Source organism: Bacteroides faecis MAJ27, assembly GCF_900106755.1.
Lineage (GTDB): Bacteria > Bacteroidota > Bacteroidia > Bacteroidales > Bacteroidaceae > Bacteroides > Bacteroides faecis.
The window spans coordinates 1-23681 of the sequence record NZ_FNNN01000036.1; the positions used below are offsets into that span (position 1 = coordinate 1).

Below are 23681 nucleotides of genomic sequence, written 5' to 3' on the forward strand. Positions count from 1 at the left end.
TAAAGGAGGAAAATGGAAAGGATGCTTCCACGTACCGAGAGGACTGTATCAGTGCTGGAAAACACTGGAAAGTTTATAACCCTAAATTAATAACAACACTATGGATGGACGACGTAATTTTCTGAAAACCGCATTTGCCACATGTTCACTGTTAGCAGGCAGCAAGCTTCTGACAGCTTGCACTCCTATAAAAAAAGTAGCTACTGACGAAGAGACATTCGAGACGTTTGCTACGCCCGATGCTCTAAAAGGAATGCCTATTAAAGCGACTTTTCTGGATGAAATAAGTTGGGATATTCCGCATCAGAACTGGGGTACCAAAGAGTGGGATCAGGATTTTAAAGCAATGAAGAAAATGGGAATCAATACCGTTGTGCTCATTCGAGCCGGTCTCGCCAAATGGATTGCCTCCCCTTTTCAATGTTTATTAGGAAAAGAAGATGTCTATTATCCCCCTGTAGACTTGGTTGAAATGTTCCTGACATTAGCCGATAAATACAATATGGCTTTTTACTTTGGAATGTATGACTCCGGAAAGTACTGGCAGGAAGGACTGTTTCAGAAAGAAATAGATCTGAATATGGCACTGATAGACGAAGTCTGGAAAAAATATGGTCATCATAAATCATTCCAGGGCTGGTATTTGTCACAAGAAATCAGCCGGCGCACAAAGAATATGTCCAAGATTTATGCAGAAGTCGGGAAACATGCCAAAGCAGTTTCCGGGAATCTGTCGACCATGGTCTCTCCTTATATACACGGAGTAAAAACAGACCAGGTAATGGCAGGCGACAAAGCACTGTCTGTGAAAGAGCATGAGGAAGAATGGGATGAAATATTGAATAACGTCAATGGAGCTGTTGATATCATGGCTTTTCAAGATGGTCAGGTGGATTATCATGAATTATATGACTATTTGGTTATCAATAAGAAACTGGCAGATAAATACAACATGAAATGCTGGACCAATATTGAATCTTTCGACCGTGACATGCCTATTCGTTTCTTACCTATCAAATGGGAAAAGCTGCTGTTAAAGCTGGATGCTGCGAGAAGAGCTGGAATGGAAAATGCAATCACATTTGAGTTTTCTCATTTCATGAGCCCTAACTCGGCTTACCTGCAAGCCGGGCACCTATATGAAAGATATTGTGAACACTTTATTCTATAAACCTATCTAATATTGTAATGCAATGAAAAAAAGAATCAAATGGAATCCGAGGTTCATGACCTCATTGTTTATTGCGTTCATGTGCACATTGAGTTGTTTCGCACAAAACGTAATAAAAGGATCAGTAAGTGATGGTGGTGGCGAACCATTGCCAGGAGTGTCTGTAGCCGTCAAAGGTACGACCAGTGGTACGATAACAGACATGGATGGAAAGTTTAGTATCAATGCCCGAAATAATGATGTATTGATATTCTCTTATGTTGGTATGAATACTCAGGACATCAAAGTAAATGGTCAGCATTTCATTTCGGTAACCATGAAAGACGATGTTGCTTCACTGGACGAAGTGGTGGTAGTTGGGTACGGAACACAAAAACGTGGCAGTATTACCGGAGCCATATCTACAGTATCCGACAAAGAATTGTTGAAAGCTCCTACGATGAGTATCAGTAACGTAGTTGGTGCACGTATTGCCGGAGTTGCAGCCGTACAGTCCAGCGGTCAGCCGGGATCGGACAATGCAACACTGACAATGCGCGGTCAGAGCGGTATTGTATATGTGATTGATGGTATCCGCCGTACGTCTGCCGACTTTAACGGCTTGGACCCTAACGAAATAGAGTCTGTATCTATCTTGAAAGATGCCTCTGCCGTAGCTGTTTATGGTTTGGATGCCAACGGTGTTTTCATCGTTACTACCAAACAGGGAAAAGCGGAAAAGATGTCTATCACTTATACCGGTTCGGTCGGTTTCAGCCAGAATGCGGAACAACAAGAGTGGTTGGACGGTCCCGGATATGCTTACTGGTATAATAAAGCACGGGAGTTACAAGGTGACCCTACAGTATTTACCTCAGAAATGGTGCAGAAAATGAAAGATGGAGTTGATGGTTGGGGAAATACAAACTGGTATGATAAGATCTATGGTACCGGTACTCGTACACACCATAATATATCGGCAACCGGAGGTAGTGACAGAGTGCGTTTCTTCGCATCTATCGGTTATCTGGATGAGAAAGGTAATATCGACAATTATGGTTACAACCGTTTAAACCTTCGTTCCAATATCGATGCCAAATTAACCAAGAGTCTTACCTTCACATTAGGAGTATCCGGTCGTATTGAGAAAAGAGATTCCCCTCGTTATTCCGCTAATCCGGATGACTGGCATAATGTCCCACAACAAGTTATTCGTGCCTTGCCTTATGTGCCCGATACTTACGAATATGATGGAAAAACTTACAATGTATCTACGCCGACCGCTTCCTCTCCGGTAGCTCCGTTAGCATCTATCAACGAATCAGGATACAGCAAATCCAATTATTCTTATATTCAGTCTAACTTCAGCTTGAAGTATGACGCACCATGGCTGAAAGGATTAAGTTTCAAATTCCAGGGAGCTTATGACTTAACTTATAACTTCAGCAAAATCCTGAGTAATCCTTATGAAGTGATGATAATGAACCTTCCAACAAGTGAAAGCACTTCATTAACTTATTATAAAGGAACAGATGCATCCGGTAACTCTATTAGTTTGAGTGAATCCGCATCCAGAGGCTATACATTTACTACACAAACAAGTGTAACCTATGATAATAAGTTTGGCAAACATACCGTAGGTGGAATGTTTCTCGCAGAAACTCGTGAGAATAAGAGTAATGCGTTGAGCGCAACCGGTTACGGACTGGACTTTATCCAACTGGATGAACTTAATCAAATAACTAATAAAACCGGAAACGGAGCAGAAAAGTTCCCGAGCATCGGAGGATATAGCGGACATACAAGAGTAGCGGGCTTTGTAGGACGTGTGAACTATAATTACGACGATAAGTATTATCTGGAAGCTTCTCTACGTCATGACGGTAGCTACCTGTTTGGTGGAATGAACAAACGTTGGGTGACATTGCCCGGTGTTTCCGCAGGTTGGAGAATCAATAATGAAAACTGGTTCAACGCACCCTGGATCAATAACCTGAAGCTAAGAGCCGGTATTGGTAAGACTGCAACAAGTGGCGTAAGCGCTTTCCAATGGAGAAATACGATGGGCATTACAAAAAATGCCGTAATCATTGGTGGAAGCAGCCAGACAATGATGTATGCTTCTGTATTAGGTAATCCTAATTTGTCATGGGCTCAATGTCTGAATTATAATGTCGGCGTTGACGCAACGATGTGGAACGGATTATTAGGTGTCGAATTTGATGTATTCTACAAATATGAATATGACAAGCTGGCTACAGTCACAGGTGCATATGCTCCTTCAAGAGGCGGATACTATTTCAGTTCTGCAAACGTCAATAAAAATGATTATAAAGGATTTGATCTAACTCTGACTCACTATAATCATATCAACAAATTCAATTATGGTGCGAAATTAATCTGGTCTTATGCATATGGCCGTTGGCTGAAATATGTAGGTGATTCGGATAATGCTCCTGAATATCAGCGTCTGACAGGAAAGCAAATAGGTTCCAAATACGGTTTCATCGCCAATGGACTGTTCCAAAGCGAAGAAGAGATTGCTAATTCGGCTACCGTCAAAGGTTATAAAGCCCTGCCGGGATACATTAAATATGTAGATAGAAATGGAGACGGTATCATTACTGCTGCACAAGATCAAGGTTATGTAGGTAAAAGTGCTACTCCGAAACATACCGGTTCTTTGAACTTATTCGGTAATTGGAAAGGATTTGACTTTGACTTGTTGTTCTCTTGGGGATTGGGTAATGTCGTAGCCCTGACCGGTCAGTATACAGCCAGCGGTTCTGCGGGTACACAAGATAATACCTCATTTACCAAACCTTTCTATCATGGAGGAAACTCACCGACATTCCTGGTTGAAAACTCATGGACTCCGGAACATACCAATGCAGAATTCCCACGCCTGGAAATTACTGGTCCAAGTAATAACAATGGATACTCTTCTACCTTCTGGTACAGAAACGGAAACTATATGCGCCTGAAGACTGCACAAATTGGTTACAATTTCCCGAAGAAATGGCTGAACCCTGCAGGTATAGAAGGTCTGAGACTCTATGTTGAAGGCTATAACCTGTTGACCTTTAGCGGACTGACCAAATACAACATTGACCCGGAATCTCCTGCTGTAAACAATGGTTATTACCCGCAACAGAGAACTTATACGCTAGGTGTAAAACTAACATTCTAAAAAACGGAAGTATATGAAAAAGATATTATTAAATATATCATTAGCACTAGCATTAGGCTTTACCATCAGTTCGTGCAATGATTGGCTGGACGGTGTCAAACAGACATCGACTGTAAGTGATGAGATTGTTTGGCAAGATGAAGCATATGTAGATAAGTATGTGAATGCTTTCTATACATATCTGAACAAATATGGTCAGTTCGGTGAATCACAGTTCTCCGGAAGTTTGACTGAAAGTCTGACTGAGACATTCAAATACGGTTCGGTAGCTTTAGGAGACAGAGCCGGACATCCGAACAACTACGTCACCAATCCGGATGTTATCAGTCCGGATGGATGCCGTTACAACATTTGGGATAAAGACCTCGCATACGGTAACATCCGTCAGATGAACCAATTCCTGTCCATGCAGAAACAATACTCAACATTCCCTGAAGACAAGAATTTGAAATGGGAAGCCCAAGTACGTTTCTTCCGTGCTTACGTTTATTTCCAATTAGCTAAACGTCATGGCGGAGTTATTCTTTACGACGACCTTCCTGCCTCTAATGATAAAGCACGGAGTACGGCAGCTGAAACATGGCAGTTCATTGCAGATGATCTGGACTTTGCAGCTACCAACCTGCCAAAAGAATGGGATGCGGCCAATAAAGGCCGGGTGACAAAGGGGGCTGCCTATGCATTGAAATCACGTGCTATGCTATATGCAGAACGTTGGCAAGATGCCTATAATGCAGCCGATGAAGTTGAAAAACTTCAGTTGTATGATTTGGTAGACAACTATGCGGATGCTTGGAAAGGTAACAATAAGGAAGCTATTCTGGAATTTGATTACAATAAAGACAGTGGACCCAACCACACTTTTGACCAATATTATGTTCCTCAATGTGATGGTTATGACTTTGGTGCTTTGGGTACTCCTACTCAGGAAATGGTAGAATCTTATGAAGACAAGAACGGCAATAAGGTAGATTGGACCGAATGGCATGGCACTACCACAAAAGAACCTCCTTATGACCAACTAGAGCCACGCTTCGCAGCCACAATTATCTATCGTGGCTGTACATGGAAAGGTAAAGTCATGGACTGTAGTGTAGGTGGAACAAACGGAGCTTTCATGGCTTATCGTGAACAATCTTATTCGTATGGAAAAACAACCACTGGTTATTTCTTGCGCAAACTATTGGATGAGAAACTGATTGATGTAAAAGGTACTAAAAGTTCACAGGCATGGGTAGAAATCCGTTTTGCAGAAGTTCTGCTAAACAAAGCCGAAGCTGCATACCGGCTTAATAAAACCGGTGAAGCACAGTCTTTAATGAATAGAGTTCGTGCTCGTGCAGGAGTGAATTTGCCGGGCAAGTCTTCGAGTGGTGAGGCATGGTTCAAAGATTATCGTAATGAGCGTAAAGTAGAATTGGCATACGAAGGACATTTGTTCTGGGATATGCGCCGTTGGAAACTGGCCCACATCGAATATAACAACTATCGCTGCCATGGTCTTAAGATAACGAACGGCACATACGAATACATCGATTGTGACGGACAGGATCGTAAATTCCCGCAGAAATTATATGTCCTGCCGGTACCGACCTCTGAGATAAAAAACAATGCGTTAATTGAGCAATATGATGAATGGAAATAACTAAAAGCTTAATACAATGAAAAATAAAATATTATCAATCGTTTCAGTCATTGCGTTTCTGATGGGTATGAGTGCGTGTCACAGCCCGGAAGATTTTAATCCGACTGTTGAACGAAACATAATCAACAATTTGACAGCATCCTTCCCGGATGACGACAGTGATGACAACAGTTTCACGAGTGAAATAGATTATACGAATCATATAATTACAGTTGTATTTCCGTATAACTACCCCAAACTTTCAGACAACGTTCTGCAAACATCTGACTTGAAGAAAATGCGTGTAATCGCTGACCTTGATAATAATGTATATGTTTATCCGACATTATTATTTATGGATATGACAAAGGACAATTATATTACGGTGAAAGATCAGACCGGTACGAGTACCGAATATAAAGTTGTAGCAGAAATACGTAAAAGTAATGAGTGCACAATCACGAAATTCAATCTTACAAGTCTGGGATTATCAGGTATTATCAACGAAAGTACCAAAACTATTTCTCTGATTAGCCTGGAAAGTATAGGTGAAGTTTTAGCAGATGTATCAATATCTCACGGAGCAACGATCTCACCTGATCCGACTACGGTTGCATTGAATTACGACCAAGACCAGAAAGTCACTGTGACTGCGCAAAACGGTACAACTAAATCTACGTATACCGTCAAGAAGGAAATTCCTGAAAAGATTGCTGCCGGCTTGCGTGCAAACAGTGCTAAACTTATTTGGGCCAAGAAACTGACAGACATAGGAATCTCCAGCTTCGATATGACGACCGGTATTGCTGTAACAAATGACTATGTAGTCATTAATGAACGTGCGAAGAATCCTGTATACTTGCATGCCAAGAATGGCGAAAAAGCAGGAACAATGAACATTAGCTTTGCAGGTAGTCTGACTAATTTCTATGCAACAGCAGACAAGGACGGAAATATCCTGTTCACGAATCTGACTCCAAATGCCGGACCAGCCTTTACTGTATGGAAAGCCTCGGGAGTCGACCAAGCACCGGAGAAATACATAGAATTTACAACTTCGCTGGCTATGGGCAGAAAACTGTCAGTATGTGGCAGTCTGAACAGTAATGCTATTATTACCGCTCCTATCTATGCCACTTCAGGCCAGTTTGCCCGTTGGCAGGTAGAAAATGGCGTACTTAAATCACAGACTCCGGACATCATTACAGCGCAAGGAATAGGCGGATGGGGAACAAATGCTGATGTCATTTACTCTGACCCGACAGATCCGACCAGTGATTATTATACTACGTTCTACGCCGAACCACGCAACCTATGCTGGATGGATGGAAAAACAAATGCAATTAAGAATAAGGGAGTGGCACTTGATGGAAACTACGTACCGAATGCTGTCGATTATACAGTATTTAACAAGGTGGAATATGTCGCTTCAAATCTGGTGAATCCATGGAATTGGGGAACTGCCGATAATATCTACTTGTTCGATCTTTCATCAGGCTCGTTAGCTACTCAGGCTATTGACTTCGGAAGTACCGGTTTGGGAATCAATGGAAACTATGGTTCTAAGATTCTTGGAAATACGAACGGTAATTACTGTGGTGATGTAGTTTTGAAAGTTTCTGATGACGGTTATTATATGTACGTTTACTTTATGTTCTGCAATGGATACGTAGGTTGCGTACAGTGTGACTGTATCGACATGTAAAATACCATCTTTATGCAAAAAGCCTGTACCTCTTTCAGGTACAGGCTTTTTACTTCAACTATTAAGTCGTATAAAATGAATATCAAGAAAAATATAATAAAAGCATTTATAGGAGGAATAGCTGCCTGCTTGTGCATGGCATGTGGCGGCAGCGATTCAAAAGATTATTGGGGAGACACCAGCGGAGGAGGAGACGAAGAACCGACAGAGAATCCTAATGCCTCCAAACCCCGTTATATCTGGATTGACGCAGCTGCCAACTTTCCCGATTTTGCCAACAGCAAAGAAAACATAGCCCGTGATCTGGCTTTAGCCAAAGATGCCGGTTTCACTGATATTGTAGTAGATGTACGTCCCACTACCGGAGATGTTTTATTTAAAACGAATCATGTAGATCAGGTCAAATTTATGTATGCCTGGATCGGAAGCAACTATACCAAAGTAGAAAGAACAGCAACATGGGACTACCTGCAAGCCTTCGTTGACGAAGCACGCAAACAGGGACTTCGTATCCATGCCGCCATTAATACTTTTGTCGGTGGAAATCAGATCGACGGAGGCACAGGACTTTTGTACAGAGATCAGTCTAAAGCAGCATGGGCAACGCAGATGAACATGCAGACAGGAATTACAAGTGTAATGAACACTAGTGAAAGTGCCAAGTTCTTCAATCCTGCCCATCCGGAAGTACAAACTTTCCTTTGTAACTTACTGGAAGATCTTGCAAGCTACGATCTGGACGGTATCTTCTTAGACCGTGGACGCTTCCTTAATCTGCAAGCCGATTTTTCTGAAGAGTCCCGTAAGCAATTCGAGGCTTACATGGGAGGAATAAAAATCCAAAATTACCCGGACGACATTTTGGCACCGGGTGCTTCCAGTCTTCCTGCCACCTATCCTAAATATATGACTAAGTGGTTGGAATTCCGCGCAAAAGTGATTTATGACTTTATGCAGAAAGCACGCACTGCCGTCAAAGAAGTCAACTCTAAAATTAAGTTTGGAGTTTACGTAGGTGGTTGGTACTCTTCCTATTATGATGTAGGCGTTAACTGGGCTGCTACCACTTATGATACCTCTCGTTATTACAAATGGGCAACCGGCAAATATATGAATTATGGCTATGCTGCCTGCATGGATCAGATCCTTATCGGTGCCTATGCTTCTCCGCTTAAAGTACATGGAACTACCGAATGGACTATGGAAGGATTCTGTTCATTGGCAAAAGATAAGATTAAAGGAGAATGTCCTATTGTAGCCGGAGGTCCGGATGTAGGTAACTGGGATACCAACAATCAGGCAACCCAGGAACAAGAAAACCAAGCAATCGTACAGTCTGTAAAAGCTTGTATGGACGTATGTGACGGATATTTCCTGTTTGATATGATTCATTTGAAAAAAGCCGGTCAGTGGCAATATGCCAAAGAAGGCATCGAACTTGCGATGAAATAAAAGGAATAACTGAATAGCATATAATAACATGAAGAAAATAACACTAGCACTCTTATCCGTTTTACTGATCACAGCACTGGGAGGATGTAAAAGCACTACACCCCAGACAGCAGACAAAAATGTAAAACCTGCCTTGATGTGGTTTGATGCTGAAGCCAATTTTGAACGTTTCAGCCATCCCGATTCAATAGATTATTATCTGACTAAGATAAAATCACTGGGCTTTACCCACGCTGTTGTTGATGTACGCCCTATCACGGGAGAAGTATTGTTCGACACAGAATTCGCACCTAAGATGCGCGAATGGCAAGGATATGAACGTAAAGACTTTGACTATCTGGGACATTTTATCAAGAAAGCGCATGAATTGGGAATAGAAGTGCATGCTTCTCTCAATGTATTTGTTGCCGGTCATAACTACTTTGACCGCGGATTGGTGTATTCCACTAACCCCGAGTGGGCATCTGTTGTATATACTCCGGAAGGCATGACTTCCATAACAAACGAAAAGAAAAAATATTCTGCCATGGTGAACCCTATCAACGAGGACTTTCGGACACATATTCTGAATGTCCTGAAAGACCTGGTTAAACGTTACCCTGATTTAGACGGATTAATGCTGGACAGAGTAAGATATGATGGTATTTCCGCCGACTTCTCCGATATCTCCCGCCAGCAGTTTGAAGCATATATCGGACAAAAAGTAGAAAAATTCCCGGAAGATATTTTTGAATGGAAGAAAGACTCCAACGGCAAATATTATCCCGAGCGTGGCAAGCATTTTCTGAAATGGATCGAATGGCGTACCAAAAATATTTACGACTTTATGGCTCTTGCCCGAAAGGAAGTAAAAGCAGTCAATCCGGACATTTCTTTTGGTACTTATACGGGTGCCTGGTATCCTTCCTATTATGAAGTGGGAGTCAACTTTGCCAGTAACCAGTATGACCCGAGTAAAGATTTTGATTGGGCTACTCCGGAATACAAAAACTATGGATATGCAGAACTGATCGACCTCTATGCTACCGGCAACTACTATACAGATATCACAATCGAAGAATCTCTGAAGAATAAGAAAACCGTATGGAACGAAACCGATTCACAAGGCCAAAGCGGTACATGGTATTCGGTAGAAGGATCGTGTCAGAAATTACGCCATATAATGAAAGACAATCAATTCATGGGGGGTATCCTGGTAGATCAATTCTATGATAACCCCGCAAAACTCTCGGCAACAATCGAAATGAACCTGAAAGCATCAGACGGATTGATGGTATTTGACATAGTACACATCATCAATAAAGGATTATGGAAAGAAGTTGAAAATGGAATGAGAGCTGGAGGAGCTCTGGAATAATAAACATTTGAATCCTATAAACATATGAAAAGACTCTCAATTATCTCCCTACTGTTATGGATTGGAATGGTGGCTTTTGCTACCGGAAAGTCCAAAGTGATGTGGTTGGATTGTTCTGCAAATTTTCAGAGATTCAGCTACCCGGATTCCATCCGTTACTATGTGGACAAATGCCATGAAGCAGGAATCACTCACTTAGTATTGGATATAAAAGATAACACAGGTGAAGTGCTATACCCCAGCAAATACACCGCACAGAAAAAGAACTGGAAGAATTTCGATCGTCCGGATTTTGACTTTATCAATACCTTTATTAAGGCAGCCCATGCCCATGGGATGGTTATCTTTGCCGGGATGAATATTTTTGCAGATGGACAGAATATCGTAAAGCGTGGTGCCGTTTTTGATAAGCATAAGAAATGGCAGGCCATCAATTATGTCCCACGCAAAGGATTATTGCCCGTAACGGAAATAGAAGGAAAACCTACCATGTTCCTGAATCCGGCATTAAAGGAAGTGCAGAAATACGAAATAGACATTATCAAGGAAGTAGTCAGGAATTATGCTTTCGACGGCATTATGCTGGATCGTGCCCGTTACGATTGTATCGACTCTGATTTCTCTCCCGAATCCCGAAAAATGTTCGAGAAGTTTATAGGAAAGAAGATAGACAGATTTCCGGAGGATATACTTGAATGGCGGCCTAATGCTGAAGGAGGAATTGACCGTGTCGGTGGTCCGTATTATCATCAATGGCTGACATGGAGGGCTTCCGTCATCTATAATTTCATCAAAGACGTACGTACTTCCATCAAAAAAGTGAATCCCGATTGTATGCTGGCGGCCTACACAGGGGCATGGTATCCTACCTACTTCGAAGTAGGAGTAAACTGGGCAAGCCAGAAGTATGATGTCAGCAAAGACTTCAGTTGGGCAACACCCGACTATAAGAATTATGGATTTGCCGAATTACTGGATTTCTACACAAACGGGAATTATTATTGGAATGTAACACTCGACGATTATTACCGGTCATCCGGCAAACATAAAAATGAAACGGACAGTGAATTTTCTACCGGAGAATATCTATGCGTAGAAGGAGGTTGCAAATATTCCAAATACTTATTGAAAGATGCAGTACCCGTATGCGGAGGACTGTATGTAGAAGATTACAAACGAGATGTAAATCAGTTTCAGAAGGCGGTACGCATGAATCTGAAAGAATCGGACGGTGTGATGATTTTTGATATTGTACATATTATCCGTAACGGATGGTGGGACGAACTAAAAGAAGCACTGGATGAAACCAAGCTGGATGAAGCGGGAATGATTAAAGGAACCGTTACCTGCGACGGCAAAGGCATAGCCAATGTGGTAGTGACAGACGGACTGCGTTGCGTCACTACAGACAAGAACGGTATCTATCATCTGCCAAATCTCGGAAATACACGTTTTGTATATATCACAACTCCTGCCGGATACCTGACAGACTGCGAACAGACCATTCCCAGATTCTATCAGGAAATTGATCTGAGCAAGACAAATGAATATAACTTCCGCCTGAAGAAGAATCCTAAAGATGACAGCAAACATCTGTTTGTACTGGAAGCAGATGTACAAGCCGGCTTGAAAGAACATTGGGATTTGTACGCCCCCATCGTCGATGACTATAAACAATTAATCGACCAACATACCGATCGTGATGTATTCGGACTGAATTGCGGAGATATCTTCTGGGACACACCAGCCACTTTCTTTCCACCTTATATAGATAAAGCAAAGAAACTGGATATACCCATATACCGCGCAATCGGTAATCACGATATCGATTGTAACGGAGCTACTCATGAAACATCGTACCGGACTTTCGAAGGATATTTCGGTCCTACCCATTATTCGTTCAACAAAGGAAATGCCCACTATATTGTTATAAACAACAACTTTTATGTGGGACGTGAATACTTCTACATCGGTTATGTAGATGAAACTACTTTCAAATGGCTGGAAGAAGATTTATCTTATGTACCTAAAGGCACACTGGTATTCTTCATGACACATATCCCCACTCGGATAACGGAACAGAAAAGACCTTTCAACTATGATTACGGTATGCTGGCGGGAGAAACGATCAATGCCGAATCTGTTCACCGATTATTGGACGGATACGAAACCCACTTTCTGACGGGACATCTTCATTCTAACTCCAATATCGTATTCAACGATCATCAGATGGAACATAACACAGCTGCCGTATGCGGCATTTGGTGGCATGCAGATGTCTGCATAGACGGAACTCCCCAAGGATACGGAGTCTATGAAGTAGACGGCAATCAGGTAAAATGGTATTATAAAAGTGTCGGTCATCCGAAAGATTACCAATTCCGTAGTTACGGAGCAGGAACATCCAAGGAGTTTCCAAAAGACATTATAGCAAACGTATGGAACTGGGATAAGAACTGGAAAGTAGAATGGCTGGAAAACGGGAAAGTAATGGGAGCAATGACTCAATATACAGGAGTCGACCCTTATGCACACAAAGTATGTACGGATAAGAAAAGAACCATGCAAAGCTGGATATCAGCAGCAAACACCGGTCACATGTTTCGTGCCACTCCTGAAAATCCGAGAGCTAACATAGAAATTAAAGTTACAGACCGCTTCGGTAATGTTTACCTGCAAACAATTTCTAAATAAGAAACAATGAAATATCTAAGATATTACTTATGGATTATTTGCCTGTTATTCCCATTGGGAATACAGGCAAAAGTCAAGCTAACTTCCATTTGGGGAGACAACATGGTGTTGCAGCAACAATCGGAAGTAATCTTTAGGGGAAAAGCATCCGCCAATAAACAAATCGTTGCGATTGCATCATGGAATCAGCATAAAGTAACGACCCGGAGTGATCAGGAAGGTAACTGGAAGCTAAAGCTTCTCACTCCTGCCGCAGGCGGTCCTTATACAATCTCCTTTTCGGATGGCGAAAAACTGACGCTGAATAATATTCTGATTGGCGAAGTCTGGTTTTGCTCGGGACAATCTAATATGGAAATGCCCGTCAGGGGATTTCGCGGACAACCGGTGTACGGTTCGCAACCTTATATTGTAACCGCCGATCCTAAGCGAGAACTACGCCTGTTTACCGTCAAGAGAGATTGGAGTACAACTCCTAAAGAAGAGGGCGTCACAGGTCATTGGTCGGAGTTGTCTCCCAAAGAAGTCGGAGATTTTAGTGCTGTCGCTTATTTCTTCGGTGACTTGTTACAGCGTTCATTAGATGTCCCTGTCGGTCTCATTCATTGTTCATGGAGTGCTTCGAAAATAGAAACCTGGATGGATAAAGAAACTTTGCAACACTTTCCTGAAGTCCAGTTGCCGGATATCAACCAAGCCGAGTTTGAATGGCCTGCAGGTACCCCTACCTTGTTATGGAATGCAATGGTAAATCCTTGGAAAGGATTCCCGGTCAAAGGGGTTATCTGGTATCAGGGAGAGTCGAACTCTCCCAATCCGACTCTTTATAAGAAACTGTTTCCTGCCATGGTGGCACAGTGGAGAGAATTTTTCAATAATCCCGGAATGCCCTTATATTATGTGCAAATCACTCCTTGGCAGGCAGAAGGGAAAGATAAGCTGGACCGGGCATGGTTTCGTCAGTGTCAGTTGGAACTTATGTACGAAGTTCCCAATGTAGGGATGGTGACAACGACCGATGCAGGAAGTGAGAAGTTTATTCATCCTCCTTATAAAATCAAGGTCGGTGAGCGGCTGGCATATTGGGCACTGGCAAAAACCTATGGCAAAGAAGGTTTCTTATATGCAGGGCCTTTCTATAAAAGCTGTCAACTGAAAGGAAATGTGGTAGAAATCACTTTTGAGAACGGCAATGAAGGACTTATTCCCGAAAACCAAAGACTGAAAGGATTCGAACTGGTAGATAAGAATGGAAGGATTGTGCCGGCAGAAGCAGAAATTATAAATGGCTCCGCACGTGTAAAAGTATGGAATGATTCCATATCCCATCCCGTCGAAGTGCGCTATTGTTTCCGCAATTATATGGAAGGTGATCTTTTTAATAATGCGGAGATACCGGCTTCACCATTCCGAATCGTAGTACAACAATAAAAAAATAAATATGAACAGTAATATACGAGCTTCTTCTTTGGATGCCCTCCGAGGATATGCAATTCTTACGATGGTGCTTTCCGGAAGTATCGCTTGGGGAGTACTCCCCGGCTGGATGTATCATGCCCAGGTAGGACCTCGTTCTAATTTTGTATTCGATGGTTCTATATATGGCATCACGTGGGTAGACCTCGTGTTTCCCTTTTTCTTGTTTGCTATGGGAGCTGCCTTCCCTTTTTCAATAGGTAACAAATACAGAAAAGGCAGCTCCCGCTGGAAGATTGTATACGATAGTGTACTGCGAGGTTTTCGTCTGACTTTTTTTGCTATTTACATTCAACATATCTATCCTTGGGTGGTATCTTCTCCACAGGATATCCGGTCATGGCTGATTGCGTTAGCCGGTTTTGCATTGATGTTTCCCATGTTTATGAGAATCCCGTTCAAGATGCCGGAATACGTGAGATTACTGATTAAAATAGCTGCTTATTCCATCGGTGTCATCATGTTGCTGAACATCACGTATGCCGATGGGCGGACCTTTAGTTTAGGATATAGCAATATCATCATTCTGGTATTAGCCAATATGGCAATCTTCGGTTCGTTAATCTATACTTTTACAATCAATAAGCCGTGGATCCGTATCGGCATACTGCCATTTATCATGGCAGTATTTCTGGGGAAAGAGAATCCGGAATCATGGAATCATGCTGTGATGACATTCTCTCCGTTACCATGGATGTATCAGTTTGCCTACCTGAAATATCTGTTTATCGTAATTCCCGGTACGATTGCCGGAGAGTATCTGTACGGATGGCTGCAGAGCAAACAGACAACGCCATCTATAGCTTCCAACAATGACGAGCATAAAAGAATGCCCTGGATACTCCTGCTTACTATCGGACTTATTATTTTGAATTTGTACGGTTTGTATATGCGGTATTTGCTTCTCAACTTGGCAGGAAGTATCATTATCCTAAGCATTTTGTACGTTTTGCTACAGATTGAAGGGAAAAATGCCAATTATTGGTACAGGCTATTTAAAGCAGGTGCTTATCTGGTACTACTGGGACTGGCTTTTGAAGCCTACGAAGGAGGCATCCGGAAAGATCCTTCTACCTACAGCTACTATTTTCTGTCAGCTGGACTTGCATTTATGGCTATGATTGCCTTTTCCATCATGTGTGATATCTACTCATGGAGAAGACTGACACGACCACTGGAATACGCAGGTCAGAATCCTATGATTGCTTATGTATCCACTCAACTGGTCGTATTGCCGATATTAAACCTCGCAGGACTGGGAACTTACCTGTCTTATCTGGATCAAAATGCATGGCTTGGCTTTTTGAGAGGAGTCATTGTAACTTCTCTGGCTTTACTTATAACGATATTATTTACCAAACTAAAATGTTTTTGGAGGACATGATTATGATAATCAAACGATTGTATTTTATAGCAACAGTCTTATTTGCTTTTTCCGTATGTTCATGTGGAGGAGAGAACTATCCGGATCATCCGTGGGAATGGGATCAGGATACCGAAGAAGAAGACCCGAATCCTGATATTATAGAACAAGGATGGACGGCTGTCGATAATCTCGGCAAACTTCCCGATTATATTCAAGTATACAAATCTCCAGAGAATTTAGCCGGGAAAAAGGCTATTGCATATATAGCCGTTGCCGATATGACTAAAGCTAAATTCGAAGTTCTGGGAGATATTGCCTTTTCACAAGAAGCTAATGGATATGGAGGAAAGGCATTGAATACTCCTTCGGAATTTTATGAATCTTCTAAAGATCCTATCGTTGTTAATGGCGGATTGTTCTTCGCTAGCGGCGGGTTCTATTATTCACAGAATCTGGTAATTCGTAATGGGCAATTACTAGCTCCTAATCAGAATTATTATTCAGAGGACTGGGTTACGATGTGGTATCCGACTTTAGGAGCTTTCTGTCAGATGAAAGATGGAACATTTCAAACCACATGGACTTATCAAGGTTCCGATGGAATCAATTACTGTTACCCTGCCCCTGCTGACAATGATATAAAAAAGGACCCGCTTCCGGCACCGTCATCTACTTTTCCCAGTGGTGCGAAGGCATTGGAAGCAACCACCGGTATCGGAGGAGTAACAGTTTTACTGCGTGGAGGTGAAATCAAAAATACCTATGTACAGGAGATGTTGAATATTTCTGCTGCATCTAATCAACCTCGTACCGCCATTGGATATACAAATAATAAAAAAATGATTATCTTTGTATGCGAAGGCAGAAACATGACAGAAGGAGTAGCAGGATTAACTACTGCCAATGTAGCCACAGTTATGAAGGATCTGGGTTGTACAGAGGCTTTAAATTTAGATGGAGGCGGCTCGTCATGTATGCTGGTCAACGGAAAAGAAACAATTAAAGGCAGTGACGGCAAGCAACGGAAAGTGTTGACTGCTGTCGGAATTAAGTAAATGATGAAACATTTTTTTATTCTTACTATGTTGTGCTTGTTTGGATTCGACCTGCAAGCACAACTGACGTATCATGAAGCGTCACAATTCCCTCTTCTTGGGAAAGCCACTGAAGCTACCGGAACTCGTTATGAAAGATTTCCGGATTCATTGAAGAACGTATCTCGCGAACGGTTGTGGAATTTAAGCCGTAACTCCGCAGGTCTGGCAATACGTTTTCGGAGTAACTCCACCCAAATAGCGGTAAAATGGGAGGCTCTTTTTAATAATCATATGAATCATATGACGGATGTAGGAACCAAAGGACTCGACCTTTATTGCCTTCAGGAAAACGGTGACTGGCGTTTTGTCAACAGTGCCCGCCCTACTGCTAAAACGAACAGTGCAACGATTATTGCAAACATGCAGCCCAAAGAAAGGGAATACATGCTCTATCTGCCTTTATATGACGGAGTCGCCTCCCTGTCTATCGGAGTAGACTCATTGTCAACTATTGACCAACCTTTAGTTGACAGTCCGGTCCGCAAAAAGCCTGTTGCTTTTTACGGTACCAGTATCTTGCAAGGAGGATGTGCAGCGCGTCCGGGAATGGCACATACTAACATCATTTCACGACGCCTCAACCGAGAGTGTATTAATCTAGGGTTCAGTGGCAATGCATTGCTCGATCTGGAAGTAGCAAAAATAATGTCAGAAGTAGATGCCAGTGTCTTTGTGCTGGATTTTGTACCCAATGCTTCCGTTGAACAAATGGGGGAACGGATGGAAACTTTCTACCGAATCATCCGGGATAAGCACCCTGATACGCCCATTGTGTTTATAGAAGACCCTGTCTTCACTCACACATTATTCGACCAAAGAATAGACCGTGAAGTGAAAAGGAAAAATCAGACCTTAAATGAGATATTTAATTCACTAAAGAAACAAGGTGAAAAGAAGATATACTTGATTCATTCGAAAAACATGATAGGTAATGACGGGGAAGCAACAGTGGATGGTATTCATTTTACAGACTTAGGAATGATGAGGTATGCAGATCTGGTGACTCCAATCATTAAAAAATTAATGAAGTAGTAAAACCTATGAATTTACAGATCGAATTTTATTTCGTGTGTAAATAAAGAAAGATAAATATTCATGGTTGATTCTTCAGTATTAGTAATCTTCGGCATCATAGCAGCGTCGGCTACAGACATCAAAGAAATTCTCAGATTTGAATTAAAATAAAGATAGAAGTCATGACGAAACGTTTATTTTTTGCATTCATATCTCCGTACACGGCTTTCGGGCGGTGAATTGTCTCTGAAAGTATCAGATACAGGCATCAATTATTACAACGTCTTTATTGACAGTCTTTTGCATAAGATTGTAAAAGTTACCGGCAAGGACACTCTGATTAATTTTATATCCGGCATTGACAAGGGAGTACATCGCGTATTGATTCAGAAACGCACTGAAGGAGAATGGGGCAAAACAACGATTCATCAATTTGTGCTTTCTGCCGGAGGAAAACTTGAAAAGGAAACGGACCGTCCATCCAGACATATCGAGTTTATCGGTAATTCACTGACGTGTGGTTATGGAGTTGAAGGAAAAGATCGTAGTGAACCCTACAAAGCTGAAACTGAAACTGCAATTTGTCTTATGCCACGATTATTGCCCGCTACTTTGATGCGGACTACACACTTATAGCACACTCCGGAAGAGGAGTAGTACGCAATTATGGTGATTCTGTCCGGGTATCTGCCGTGACAATGAAAGACCGTATGCTGAATACATTTGATATGGATCTGGATAAAAAGTGGGATTTTAAAACATACAAGCCGGATCTGGTCGTTATCAATTTAGGGAGCAATGACTTCTCAACCGGATTATATCCATTGGAAGATGAGTTTATTCATGCTTATACACTACTGATCAATCGTCTCCGTGAGAATTATGGAGATATCCCTGTGCTATGTATCAGTCCGGCTATTGCCCAACGACAGATCGTTGAATACATGGAACGTATGCGCAAAGAACTGAATGACAAGAAAGTTTATATAGCCGTTCTTCCCGAAGGACTTTTTAATGTTACTACAGACTTAGGAGCAGTATGGCATCCCAACTATAAAGGACAGACAAAAATGGCTACATCATTGATTCCCTATATATCAACGATTACAGATTGGCCATTAAAACCAGAATCATTTTATTAAGGACAGAGAATTTATAATTAGCAAAATGGCATTTTGTCATTTTGCTAATTATAAATTCTCTGTCAGGCGTATTTCCATCCACTGTACAGAATAGAGGATAAAATGGCAGAGATTTGCCATTATAAGAAATCACTTTGTTGCAGATATATCCATGTATATGTTCTTTTTACGTTATTTCTCACACTATCCTGTAATACATCTTATTTTTTTATGCTACTTCGCATTATTCTGATTATTAACTTTTAGCCTAAAACTGGGTCTAATAAATGAAATACCCCCTATTTCAGGGCTAAAATACGTTCCTTCTAAACGTACTTAGCGTTTCTTTTAAACCAATGGGACGTTCCTTTAAAACCAACCTTATGTTTCATTACAATCATTCTTATGTTTCACAACAATCAACCTTATGTTTTGAGCAAATAATACGGTAATTTATATGCAAACGACAGCTGTTTTATGCACAATTCTGTATATAAATTCTATATCTTAGTGGTTTCTCACTCTAGTTTCATCTATTTATCAAAAGCATCAGTCATCGAAAGTAAAGAAAAAATAGCATAAAGACATTCTATTCAACATAAGACAGTCATATTGATTATCGATTTCTCAAATAATACCATGATACCCCGTATCTATAGCTTTGATGCAAGGATCATAATAATATGCATTACTCTTTCTCATATAGTTTGTTTTCAGACAAAGTTAATAGTGAATGAGCCATAAAACCACTATTTTTTAAGTAGCTTTTTAATCACTGGAGTCACCAGATCAGCATAACGCATCATACCCACATCGGTAAAATGAATGCCATCTACTGTTGCCTCACGATCGCTTCCAAGCATCATCTTTGAGGATATATAGTATATATTTTTTTCTTTTCCTTTTTTCAACTCATTAAATATACGACGTAAGGCATCATTCAAAGTCTTAATTTTCCGGGCATTGGTGTTGTTGTAGTAAGAATCCATGAATTGTGGATCTTCAATAAAGATGACAGGTGTGTGAGGATGTCTGTCACGAAGAATACGGTAAAACCTCTCCATTCGCTCATTTATCTGCTCTACCGTGACATTGGGTACAAAATCAAGCACGAAAACACCGGCATCTACTCCAGCCATCACTTGAGCTACTCCAAGATCAAGAAAAGCATTACCACTAAATCCAAGATTGATACATTCCCGATTCAAACGGCGTGAGATAATATTGGTGTGAGCCATGCCCGGACGGGAGGCACATCCGCCTTGAAGAATGCTGGTTCCATAAAATACTACAGGTTTTTCACGTACAGGACTTTCCACCGCGGGCTGATTGATACTGGCATCAGCATCGATTCCAATCGACAAAGAAACCAGTCCGTCGTATAGCGGCAAATAAATCATAAACTCCCGTTCTTTGGCTTCCATACCGCTGATGAGGCTAGATTCCGTATTTTTCCCCGTGGGACAGGCACTATTCACAAAGTACCAGTTCTTTCCTTCCAGACAGTAGAGGTCAAGTCCTTTCACTGCTACATCAGTCATATGATTCATATGGAAGTTAACCAATGATTCCCATTTTACTGCAACTTGAGTGGAATTGCTTCGGAAACGCACTGCCATACCCGATGAATTCCGACTTAGTTGCCATAACGGTAAACGAGAAATATGTTCCAATGAATCGGGCAAACGTACATACCGCTCTGTGGTAGCAGTGGTAGCCTTTCCCAATAACTGGAATTCAGCCGCATCATAGTAGGTTACCTGAGCAGACAGATTACCTGCCATAAGTAATAAAATAAAGTTTATTATCTTCCTATAAACTGAAAATGACATAGTATCTTATGATTAAAGTTCTTTACTTCACTAATCTGATATTAATATTTTTGCGTCCTTTCACCTCCATTTGTTGAGTGATGAATCTTGCTTTGGCAAAAGCTATGGAATCATCAGTCCGAAGGTTGATAGAATAGAATCCCTTTTCATCAGTTTGAGTCTCTTGACCGGATGAAATGGCACGAACCGTGACATAAGCTACTGGAGTAGCTTGTGCATCACGTACAAATCCCTGTACAGTAATAAACTCGCCACTAGGCGTGACTTTAATGATTTGAGGAGAATCAATTACAGGAGTCTTCTCAGGTTCACGCCCTACTTCGATAGAAATACGATGGGTTATGCGATCTGATGCAGTGCCCACTTTTATCTCAAAAGTCCCGGGTTCCAAGTAGCGATTACCGATATTATCGGTCAGGTAGAGTTCGTGTATGGGGACTTTCAATGTGATCTCTTTCGTTTCGGCCGGGTTCAAACTTATCTTCTCAAAAGCTTTCAGCTGCTTTATTGGTGTCATAACAGTACTGACAACATCACGTATGTAAAGTTGAACGACTTCTTTGCCGGCAACTTCTCCACTGTTTGCAATCTTTACTTTTACGGCTATGGTGTCATGAGCCTGATAGTGAGTTTTGTCGGCAATCGCTGAAACCAGATCAAATGTAGTATAACTCAATCCATGACCAAAAGCCCAAAGAGGGTTCGGAGAAGAAAACACATAATCTCGTCCCGGCAATTCATAAGTTCCGGGCTCTTTATAAAATCCCTTATCAGTGGTCAAATGATTGTAAAAAGCGGGAAGGTGACCGGAACTTTGAGGAAAGGAAAAACTAATTTTCCCTGATGGATTTACTTTACCAAAAAGAATATCGGCAATGGAATTACCTGCTTGTTCTCCAGCATACCATTGAACTAAAATAGCAGGGACATTTTTTTTAGCGAAAGGTATAGCAAACGGTTTACCGGCTACCAATATTAGGACTACCGGTTTACCTGTTGCACAGACCGCTTCAATCAGTTCCTCTTGAGCACCAGTCAATTCAACACCACTAAGGTCAATTCCCTCGCCACTGGTAGAAGAGGCATTGCTGTGGCGTACAAAAGCGGTACTTGAACTGCCAACAAATAGTAATGCAACATCACTCTGTTGAGCCGCACGTACAGCTTCTTCAATACCTGACTGATCCAACGAAGCGATAGAACAGCCTTGGGCATAGTTCACTTTCACCTTTTTGCCTGCCAAACGACAGATGCCTTGTAACGGTGTGATACCATCTTCTTTGTTTTTACTCCATGTATAATCGCCAAATTGCACACAGTCTGCATTAGGACCAATTACTGCCACCGACCGAAGTTTCTTTATATCCAATGGAAGCAAATTACCTTCATTTTTCAGAAGTACTGTCGATTCATCAGCAATCTGACGTGAAAGTGAAATGCATTCTTTGGCACGTAACGGCCAACGATATGAATTTTTCTCAAGATAAGGGTCTTCAAACAAACCTAATTCAAATTTAGCACGTAACACACGTTTCACCGCCCGGTCGATGTAGCGTACATCAAACTCACCAGCCAGCACTTTACTCTCAAGCGACTTGAAACAGAGACTCGACGCTTCAACATCCAAACCGGCCGTAAGTGCTTGACTGGCAGCTTCAAAATCATTATCAGCTGTTTTATGGAAGTTCTTCAACATATCAATAACTCCCCAATCAGAGTAAACATAGCCCCGGAAGCCAAAACGGTCACGTAAAATATCAGTCAGCATGAATTTTGAAGCTGAATTGGGTTCACGGTTCCAGGCATTGTAGCTTGACATAACTGCTAAAATATCGGTTTCAGCCAGTATGGCTTCAAAAGGTTTCAGATAGACATCAAATAAATCACGAATGCCACACTCCACTGATGCCAGATTTAAGCCGCCCAATGGATTGCCGTGCGGTCCGTAATGCTTTGCCATTGGTGAAATGCCATGATCCATATATCCTTTAACCTCTGCTACAGCCATACGAGCACAAAGGAAGGGGTCCTCACTAAACGATTCCTCCACTCTGCCCCAACGTAACTCACGAGCTACATCTATACAAGGAGCTAACACTTGTTTTACCCCGATTGTATTAAGTTCACCCGCAATATGTTTTGTCATTTCATAAGCCAATGCAGGATTAAATGTACTGCCTATAGCTATATTTTGCGGATAGATAGTAGAACCTTCATGCACCACTCCATGAAGTGACTCTGCTACCGAAAAACCCGGAATACCCAGACGTGTCTGCTCCAGTAAATAGGTTTGAATAATGCGGAAGTTCTTCCTGCATTGCGCTGCCGTGAGTGGAAAGCCTTCGAAAAAGCCATACCCTTTATCACCACACATCTTTGCTAACTTGGCGGTATTGAGCTTTTGTCCGTCAAATACATCCCACGATTGCAAATGGCTGATTTGAGCTATTTTTTCCTGTAACGTCATACGGTTCAACAGATCGTTTACCCGTTCTTCAGTGGGAAGTAATGGATTCTTGTATGGAAATGTATGCTGTGCATTCAATGAAGAGGCACAACAAAATAAGCATATGATCAGAATATTTTTAATTATAAATTTCATA

General features: G+C 41.6%; 14 protein-coding genes and 1 pseudogene. 13 read left to right on the forward strand and 2 right to left on the reverse strand.

The features are described from left to right. Positions 1–100: 100 nt before the first annotated feature. The 13 genes and pseudogenes from BLW31_RS21565 to BLW31_RS24970 all read left to right on the forward strand — a co-directional run bounded on the left by BLW31_RS21565 (position 101) and on the right by BLW31_RS24970 (position 19267). Positions 101–1171, forward strand: coding sequence for a DUF4434 domain-containing protein (locus BLW31_RS21565; protein WP_010539476.1), 1071 nt, complete (start codon positions 101–103; stop codon positions 1169–1171). A 22-nt stretch (positions 1172–1193) separates the two neighbouring features. Continuing rightward, positions 1194–4340, forward strand: coding sequence for a SusC/RagA family TonB-linked outer membrane protein (locus BLW31_RS21570; RefSeq protein ID WP_022300985.1), 3147 nt, complete (start codon positions 1194–1196; stop codon positions 4338–4340). A gap of 13 nt (positions 4341–4353) precedes the next feature. Next, a complete protein-coding gene (locus BLW31_RS21575; RefSeq protein ID WP_010539478.1) occupies positions 4354–5985 on the forward strand; it encodes a RagB/SusD family nutrient uptake outer membrane protein in 1632 nt (543 codons plus the stop codon). A 16-nt stretch (positions 5986–6001) separates the two neighbouring features. Further along, the gene (locus BLW31_RS21580) at positions 6002–7669 is read left to right on the forward strand and encodes a DUF5018 family protein (protein ID WP_010539479.1); all 1668 of its coding nucleotides are present in this window, start codon (positions 6002–6004) and stop codon (positions 7667–7669) included. Between the two features lie 75 nt (positions 7670–7744). Beyond that, the gene (locus BLW31_RS21585; RefSeq protein WP_010539480.1) at positions 7745–9121 is read left to right on the forward strand and encodes an alpha amylase family protein; all 1377 of its coding nucleotides are present in this window, start codon (positions 7745–7747) and stop codon (positions 9119–9121) included. 28 nt (positions 9122–9149) lie between these two features. After that, a complete protein-coding gene (locus BLW31_RS21590; protein ID WP_010539481.1) occupies positions 9150–10478 on the forward strand; it encodes an alpha amylase family protein in 1329 nt (442 codons plus the stop codon). Positions 10479–10502: 24 nt separating this feature from the next. Beyond that, positions 10503–13172, forward strand: a complete 2670-nt coding sequence (locus tag BLW31_RS21595) for a calcineurin-like phosphoesterase C-terminal domain-containing protein (RefSeq protein WP_010539482.1) — start codon at positions 10503–10505, stop codon at positions 13170–13172. 6 nt (positions 13173–13178) lie between these two features. Then, positions 13179–14600: pseudogene (locus BLW31_RS21600) on the forward strand (sialate O-acetylesterase); the annotation flags it as partial. Between the two features lie 13 nt (positions 14601–14613). Further along, entirely contained in the window at positions 14614–16032 is a 1419-nt protein-coding gene (locus tag BLW31_RS21605) for a DUF5009 domain-containing protein (protein WP_010539484.1), read from the forward strand. A gap of 2 nt (positions 16033–16034) precedes the next feature. Then, positions 16035–17069, forward strand: a complete 1035-nt coding sequence (locus tag BLW31_RS21610; RefSeq protein ID WP_029425723.1) for a phosphodiester glycosidase family protein — start codon at positions 16035–16037, stop codon at positions 17067–17069. 27 nt (positions 17070–17096) lie between these two features. Further along, complete coding sequence (locus BLW31_RS21615; RefSeq protein ID WP_087935390.1) at positions 17097–18143, forward strand: SGNH/GDSL hydrolase family protein; 1047 nt, start codon at positions 17097–17099, stop codon at positions 18141–18143. A 183-nt stretch (positions 18144–18326) separates the two neighbouring features. After that, entirely contained in the window at positions 18327–18761 is a 435-nt protein-coding gene (locus tag BLW31_RS24965) for an SGNH/GDSL hydrolase family protein (protein ID WP_010539487.1), read from the forward strand. After that, positions 18707–19267 (forward strand): SGNH/GDSL hydrolase family protein, encoded by a 561-nt coding sequence (locus tag BLW31_RS24970; protein WP_022300982.1) that lies wholly within the window; start codon positions 18707–18709, stop codon positions 19265–19267. The genes BLW31_RS24965 and BLW31_RS24970 overlap by 55 nt, the downstream gene beginning before the upstream one ends. 728 nt (positions 19268–19995) lie before the next feature. Here the strand turns inward: BLW31_RS24970 and BLW31_RS21625 are convergent. Both BLW31_RS21625 and BLW31_RS21630 read right to left on the reverse strand, forming a co-directional pair. Next, entirely contained in the window at positions 19996–21078 is a 1083-nt protein-coding gene (locus tag BLW31_RS21625) for an SGNH/GDSL hydrolase family protein (RefSeq protein WP_029425725.1), read from the reverse strand. 22 nt (positions 21079–21100) lie between these two features. Then, positions 21101–23680 (reverse strand): glycoside hydrolase family 3 N-terminal domain-containing protein, encoded by a 2580-nt coding sequence (locus BLW31_RS21630; protein ID WP_010539490.1) that lies wholly within the window; start codon positions 23678–23680, stop codon positions 21101–21103. Position 23681: the final 1 nt, after the last annotated feature.